This is a genomic window from Geminicoccus flavidas, from assembly GCF_009806515.1.
Taxonomy (GTDB): Bacteria; Pseudomonadota; Alphaproteobacteria; order Geminicoccales; family Geminicoccaceae; genus Geminicoccus; species Geminicoccus flavidus.
The window spans coordinates 1-6,139 of record NZ_WUJP01001054.1 but is presented as its reverse complement, the minus strand read 5'-3'; the positions used below and the strand labels follow the sequence as shown (position 1 = coordinate 6,139).

The following is a 6,139-nucleotide window of genomic DNA, read 5'->3' as shown; positions in this document are numbered from 1 at the left end:
GGCTGGACCCGGTGCGTGGCCTGCCGGCCCTGGCGCTGCTGCTGGTCAATCCCGGCGTGCATGTCGCGACCCCGCAGGTGTTTCGCGGCCTGCGCGAGCTGGGCCCGGAGCGCGAGGGCGGGCTGCAGCCCAATGGCGGCCCGCTGGTGCTGGCCCAGTACCTGGCGGAAAGCCGCAACGACCTGGAAGCACCGGCCGTGGCGCTGGCTCCAGTGATCGGCAAGGTGCTGCAGAGCCTGCGCGTCCTGGAAGGCTGCCTCCTGGCGCGGATGTCGGGCAGCGGCTCGTCCTGCTTCGGCCTGTTCGCCGACGGCGTCCGCCTCGAGCGTGCCGCCACCATCCTGCGCGCGGCGGTGCCGGGCTGGTGGATCGAGCCGGTCCTGATCGAGCCCGGTCCGGAGTCCTGAGCGGCCAGACCTGGCTGCTGGTAGCGGTTGAGCCCGCCTGCCGTTCGGCGTATCTCCAGCGCATCGTTGGGGCGTCGCCAAGCGGTAAGGCAGCGGATTTTGGTTCCGCCATGCGGAGGTTCGAATCCTCCCGCCCCAACCAGGCTCTGCCCGCATCCTTCCACGGCTCTCCGGCCTCCGACCTGCCGCCCCTGGATCGGCTCGGCCGGAACCCCCACATGCGTCGGGTGGTTTTCGCGGCTGTACGCCGAGGTCGATGCATGAAGAATCCGGATCCCCGCGCCTGGATGTGGTCCAACGCGGTCGAGATGCTGCTCCGCGCCGAGCGGATGCATCAGCAGAAGTTCCAGCCGGTCCACGGCCGGGCCCGCGCCCCGGCCTGGGAGCCGCCGGTCGACATGCTGGAGACCGACCATGAGCTGCTGGTGCTGGCCGCCCTGCCGGGCGTCGATCCCGAGCGGATCCAGGTCGTGATCGACAACGGCGTGCTGGTGATCGCCGGCGAGCGCGTCCTGCCGCAGGAGCTGCGCTTTGCCCGGATCCACCGGCTGGAGCTGCCGCAGGGCCGGTTCGAGCGCCAGCTGCCCCTGCCGCCCGGACGCTACGAGGTGATGCGCCCGGCCGTGGTCAACGGCTGCCTCACCGTCGTCCTGCGCAAGCTCGCCTGACCGGGAAACGTCGTCATGATCCCCCATTCCCCGTTCCTGTCCGCGGCCGATACCGGTGCCGGCGGTGCCGCCAGCCAGCTGCCGGAGCTGGCGCCGGACGAACTGCTGATCCTGCCGGTGCGCGGCTTCGTGCTGTTCCCGGGCGTGGTGATGCCCGTCGTGATCAACCGGCCGGGATCCGTCGCGGCCGCTCAGGCCGCCGTGCGCCAGGGCCGCCCGGTGGGCATCCTGATGCAGCGTGATGCCGAGGCGCCCGAGGCCAATCCCGGCAACCTGCACCGAATGGGCGTGGTCGCGAACATCCTGCGTTACGTGACCGCCCCCGACGGCTCGCACCACCTGATCTGCCAGGGCGAGCAGCGCTTCTATGTCGAGAACTTCGTCCGCGAACAGCCCGTCCTGGTCGCCAGGGTGCGGCAGCTGGAGGAGCCCGACGAGCAGTCGCAGGACATCCAGGCGCGCTTTCTCCACCTGAAGGGGCAGGCGACCGAGGCGCTGCAGCTCCTGCCGCAGAGCCCGCCGGAGCTGCTGGCAACGGTCGCTAATGCGGCCTCGGCCGCGGCACTGACCGACATGGTGGCCGCCTATATCGATGCCTCGCCGGACGAGAAGCAGGACTTCCTGGAAACGCTCGACCTGCGGGCGCGGATGGACAAGGTCGCCCGGCTGCTGGCCCAGCGGATCGAGGTGCTGCGCCTGTCCCAGGAGATCGGCAAGGCGACCAAGGCGTCCCTGGACGAGCGGCAGCGCGAGGTCCTGCTGCGTGAGCAGATGGCGGCGATCCAGCGCCAGCTGGGCGAGGGCGACAACGCCAAGTCCCAGGAGATCGCCGAGCTCGGTGAGGCGATCGGCAAGGCGGGCATGCCGGATGAGGTGGAGCAGGCCGCGCGCAAGGAGCTGCGCCGGCTGGAGCGCATGCCGGACGCGTCGGCCGAGTACGGCATGATCCGGACCTATCTGGACTGGCTGATCGAGCTGCCCTGGCAGCTCGGCGAGGAGCCGCCGATCGACATCGCCGAGGCCAGGCGGATCCTGGACGCGGACCATTTCGGCCTGGAGAAGATCAAGCAGCGGATCGTCGAGTATCTGGCGGTGCGCAAGCTGGCACCGGAGGGCAAGGCGCCGATCCTGTGCTTCGCCGGCCCGCCGGGCGTGGGCAAGACCTCGCTCGGTCAGTCGATCGCGCGCGCCATGGGCCGCAAGTTCGTGCGCGTCTCGCTGGGCGGCGTCCATGACGAGGCCGAGATCCGCGGACACCGGCGCACCTATGTCGGCGCCCTGCCGGGCAACATCATCCAGGGCATCCGCAAGGCCGGGGCGCGGGACTGCGTGATGATGCTGGACGAGATCGACAAGATGGGCTCCGGCATCCAGGGTGATCCGTCGGCGGCGATGCTGGAGGTGCTGGACCCCGAGCAGAACGGGACGTTTCGCGACAACTATCTGGGCGTACCGTTCGACCTGTCGCGGGTGGTGTTCATCGCGACTGCGAACATGCTGGACACGATCCCGGGCCCGTTGCGCGACCGGATGGAGATCATCAGCCTGGCCGGCTACACCGACATGGAGAAGCTGGAGATCGCCAGGCGTTACCTGGTGGCCCGCCAGCTTGAGGCGAACGGGCTGAAGCCCGAGCAGGCCAGCATCGACGACGCGGCGATCGCCGAGATCATCCGGGCCTATACCCGCGAGGCGGGGGTGCGCGGCCTGGAGCGGGAGATCGGCCGGGTGATGCGCCATGTCGCAGTGGCGGTGGCGGAGGGGCGGACGGAGCCCGCGCGCATCGGCAAGGACGATCTGGCCGAGGTGCTGGGGCCGCCGCGCTTCGAGGACGAGGTGGCGATGCGCACGGCGGTGCCGGGCGTGGCCACGGGCCTGGCCTGGACGCCAGTGGGTGGCGACATCCTGTTCATCGAGGCGACCCGCACGCCCGGTTCCGGCCGGCTGATCCTGACCGGGCAGCTGGGCGAGGTGATGCGCGAGAGCGCCCAGGCCGCCCTCAGCCTGGTCAAGAGCCGGGCCGGCGAATTCGGGCTGGAGCCGGCGGCGTTCGAGAAGAGCGACATCCATGTTCACGTCCCGGCCGGGGCCACGCCCAAGGACGGGCCGAGCGCCGGGGTGGCCATGTTCATCGCCCTGGCCTCGGTGCTGACCGGACGCACGGTGCGCAGCGACACGGCGATGACCGGCGAGATCAGCCTGCGCGGCCTGGTCCTGCCGGTGGGCGGGATCAAGGAGAAGGTGGTGGCGGCGGCAAGAGCCGGGATCACGCGGGTGATGTTGCCGGCGCGCAACCGGCGCGACTTCGACGACATCCCCAAGGACGCGCGCGACCGGCTGGAGTTCGTGTGGCTGGAGCTGGTCGACCAGGCGGTCGCCGAGGCGCTGGCGGGGGCACCAGCCAGGCGGGAGGAGCCGGCCGAGGCGGGAGCCTAGCCGCGACCGTTGGGGGCAGGTGGCCTCCCTTTGGAGGACTTGTGGCTGCGGAAGTGGCAGGATAAGCGCTGCGCGCCGAAAAGTTGCGCGCAGCGCGGCGTCTCGCCGTGTCGAATCTTCTTGGACTGCAGGACGGAAGCTGGACGCCATGACGACCCATGCGGGCAAGGTCGCCCTCATCACCGGTGCCACGGGGCAGGACGGCGCCTATCTGGCCCAGCTGCTGCTCGACAAGGGCTACATCGTCCACGGGATCAAGCGCCGCTCGTCCTCGTTTAACACCGGCCGGATCGAGCATCTCTACGAAGACCCGCACGTCCCGCACCCGCGCTTCATCCTGCACTATGGCGACATGACGGATTCGACCAACCTGATCCGCGTGGTGCAGGAGACCCAGCCGGACGAGATCTACAACTTGGCCGCCCAGTCGCACGTCCAGGTCAGCTTCGAGACGCCGGAATACACGGCGAACGCGGACGGGATCGGCACGCTCCGCCTGCTGGAGGCGATCCGCCTGCTGGGGCTGACGGAGAAGACCCGGTTCTACCAGGCCTCGACCTCGGAGCTGTACGGCAAGGTCCAGGAGGTGCCGCAAAGCGAGATCACGCCGTTCTACCCACGCAGCCCCTATGCCGCGGCCAAGCTCTATGCGTACTGGATCGTGGTGAACTACCGCGAGGCCTACGGGATGCATGCCTCCAACGGCATCCTGTTCAACCATGAGAGCCCGCTGCGCGGCGAGACCTTCGTCACCCGCAAGATCACCCGCGCTGTGGCCGCCATCCATCTGGGCCGGCAGAGCAGGCTCTATCTCGGCAACCTGGATGCCAAGCGCGACTGGGGCCATGCCCGCGAGTATGTGCGCGGCATGTGGCTGATGCTGCAGCAGGACGAACCGGACGACTATGTGCTGGCGACCGGCCAGACCAACACGGTGCGCTCGTTCGTGGAAAAGGCGTTCGCGCATGTGGGCGTCACCCTCGACTGGCAGGGCGAAGGCGTGGACGAGAAGGGGATCTGCCGGAAGACCGGGAAGGTCCTGGTCCAGGTCGACCCGCGCTATTTCCGGCCGACCGAGGTGGACCTCTTGATCGGCAACCCGGAGAAGGCCCGGCGCAAGCTTGGCTGGAGGCACGAGACCGACATGGACGCGTTGTTGGCCGAGATGGTCGAGGAGGATCTGAAGGTGATGGCGACCGCGCCGGTGATGCGGGATGCCTGAAGCCCTGTTTTCCCTGAAGGGCAAGCGGGTCTGGGTGGCCGGCCATCGCGGCATGGTCGGCTCGGCGATCGTCCGGCGCCTGGAGCGGGAGGACTGCGAGGTCCTGACGGTGAGCCGCGACCGGGTGGATCTCAAGGACCAGGCGCAGACGCGCGCCTGGATACTGGACACGAGGCCGGACGCGATCTTCCTGGCGGCGGCCAAGGTCGGCGGGATCCTGGCGAACGACACCTATCCGGCCGACTATCTCTACGACAACCTCATGATCGAGGCGAACATCATCGAGGCGGCGCACCGGGCGGAGGTGCAGAAGCTTTTGTTCCTCGGCTCGTCCTGCATCTACCCGAAGTTGGCACCCCAGCCGATCACCGAGGACAGCCTGCTGACCGGGTCGCTCGAGCCCACCAACGAGTGGTACGCGATCGCCAAGATCGCCGGGATCAAGCTGGCGCAGGCCTATCGCCGGCAGCACGGGCGCGACTTCATCTCGGCCATGCCGACCAATTTGTACGGGCCGGGCGACAATTTCGACCTCCAGTCCAGTCACGTCCTGCCGGCCTTCATCCGCAAGGCGCACGAGGCGAAGCTGGCTGGCTCCCCGGAGATCGTGATGTGGGGGACCGGCACGCCCCGGCGCGAGTTCCTCCATGCCGACGACTGCGCCGACGCGCTGGTCCACCTGATGCAGGCCTATTCCGGGCATGAGCATGTCAACGTTGGCTCCGGCATCGACGTGACGATTCGGGAGCTCCTAGAGCTGGTCTGCCGGGTGGTGGGCTATGAGGGGCGGATCGTCCAGGACACCACGAAGCCGGACGGAACGCCGCGCAAGCTGATGAGCGCCGACAAGCTGCGCTCCCTCGGCTGGCAGCCGCGGATCGGGCTGGAGGAGGGCGTGCGCGCCACTTATGGCTGGTTCCTGGAGAACGAGAAACGCTCTTAAGCCTCCGGCAGGATCGATCGTGGCCGGCTGCCGCTGACTGCTGGCCTCAACGTTGACTGTCTCCCGTTGCGGCCGCAGGTCAGCCAGTCGGCCGTGACCGAATCGCCTGCGCGCAAGCCGACATGCTCTCATTCTCTGGCTCGAACCCGCGCCAGAAGCGAATAGATGAGCGGTTGTCGCATTATTGATGACATTCCGGAAAATTTCTAAATATAACGGTGCCAAGAACCGCTGCCTCAAGCGGACATAAGTGGGCACGTGCTATGCCATGGCAACGCGATACCTCAAGACGGGCTTGGCCACGCCTGCGCAGGCGTGGCTTCCTGACGATGGCCGGATCCATAACAGCTGCTGCCGTAGCCCCGGCGCAAGCGCAGGTGACGGCTACTGCCGACGATCTGATCCCGGGATATGACGATCCGCCGTATGAAGGCGACCTGCCGCCCCTGCCGCCGACCTGGAC

General features: G+C 68.4%; 4 protein-coding genes, 1 tRNA gene and 1 pseudogene. All 6 read left to right on the top strand.

Translation table 11 applies throughout. The features are described 5' to 3' along the window. Positions 1 to 407 (top strand): annotated as a pseudogene (locus tag EQG76_RS30175) (4-(cytidine 5'-diphospho)-2-C-methyl-D-erythritol kinase); the annotation flags it as partial. Between the two features lie 67 nt (positions 408 to 474). After that, positions 475 to 549, top strand: a tRNA-Gln gene (locus EQG76_RS30170). Between the two features lie 118 nt (positions 550 to 667). Beyond that, positions 668 to 1,075 (top strand): Hsp20/alpha crystallin family protein, encoded by a 408-nt coding sequence (locus EQG76_RS30165; protein ID WP_159718935.1) that lies wholly within the window; start codon positions 668 to 670, stop codon positions 1,073 to 1,075. A gap of 15 nt (positions 1,076 to 1,090) precedes the next feature. Then, complete coding sequence (gene lon / locus EQG76_RS30160) at positions 1,091 to 3,511, top strand: endopeptidase La (RefSeq protein ID WP_159718934.1); 2,421 nt, start codon at positions 1,091 to 1,093, stop codon at positions 3,509 to 3,511. Between the two features lie 148 nt (positions 3,512 to 3,659). Further along, positions 3,660 to 4,733 (top strand): GDP-mannose 4,6-dehydratase, encoded by a 1,074-nt coding sequence (gmd, locus tag EQG76_RS30155; RefSeq protein WP_159718933.1) that lies wholly within the window; start codon positions 3,660 to 3,662, stop codon positions 4,731 to 4,733. Then, the gene (gene fcl, locus EQG76_RS30150; RefSeq protein ID WP_321573536.1) at positions 4,726 to 5,676 is read left to right on the top strand and encodes a GDP-L-fucose synthase; all 951 of its coding nucleotides are present in this window, start codon (positions 4,726 to 4,728) and stop codon (positions 5,674 to 5,676) included. Before gmd ends, fcl begins: the two co-directional genes overlap by 8 nt. Positions 5,677 to 6,139 lie beyond the last annotated feature (463 nt).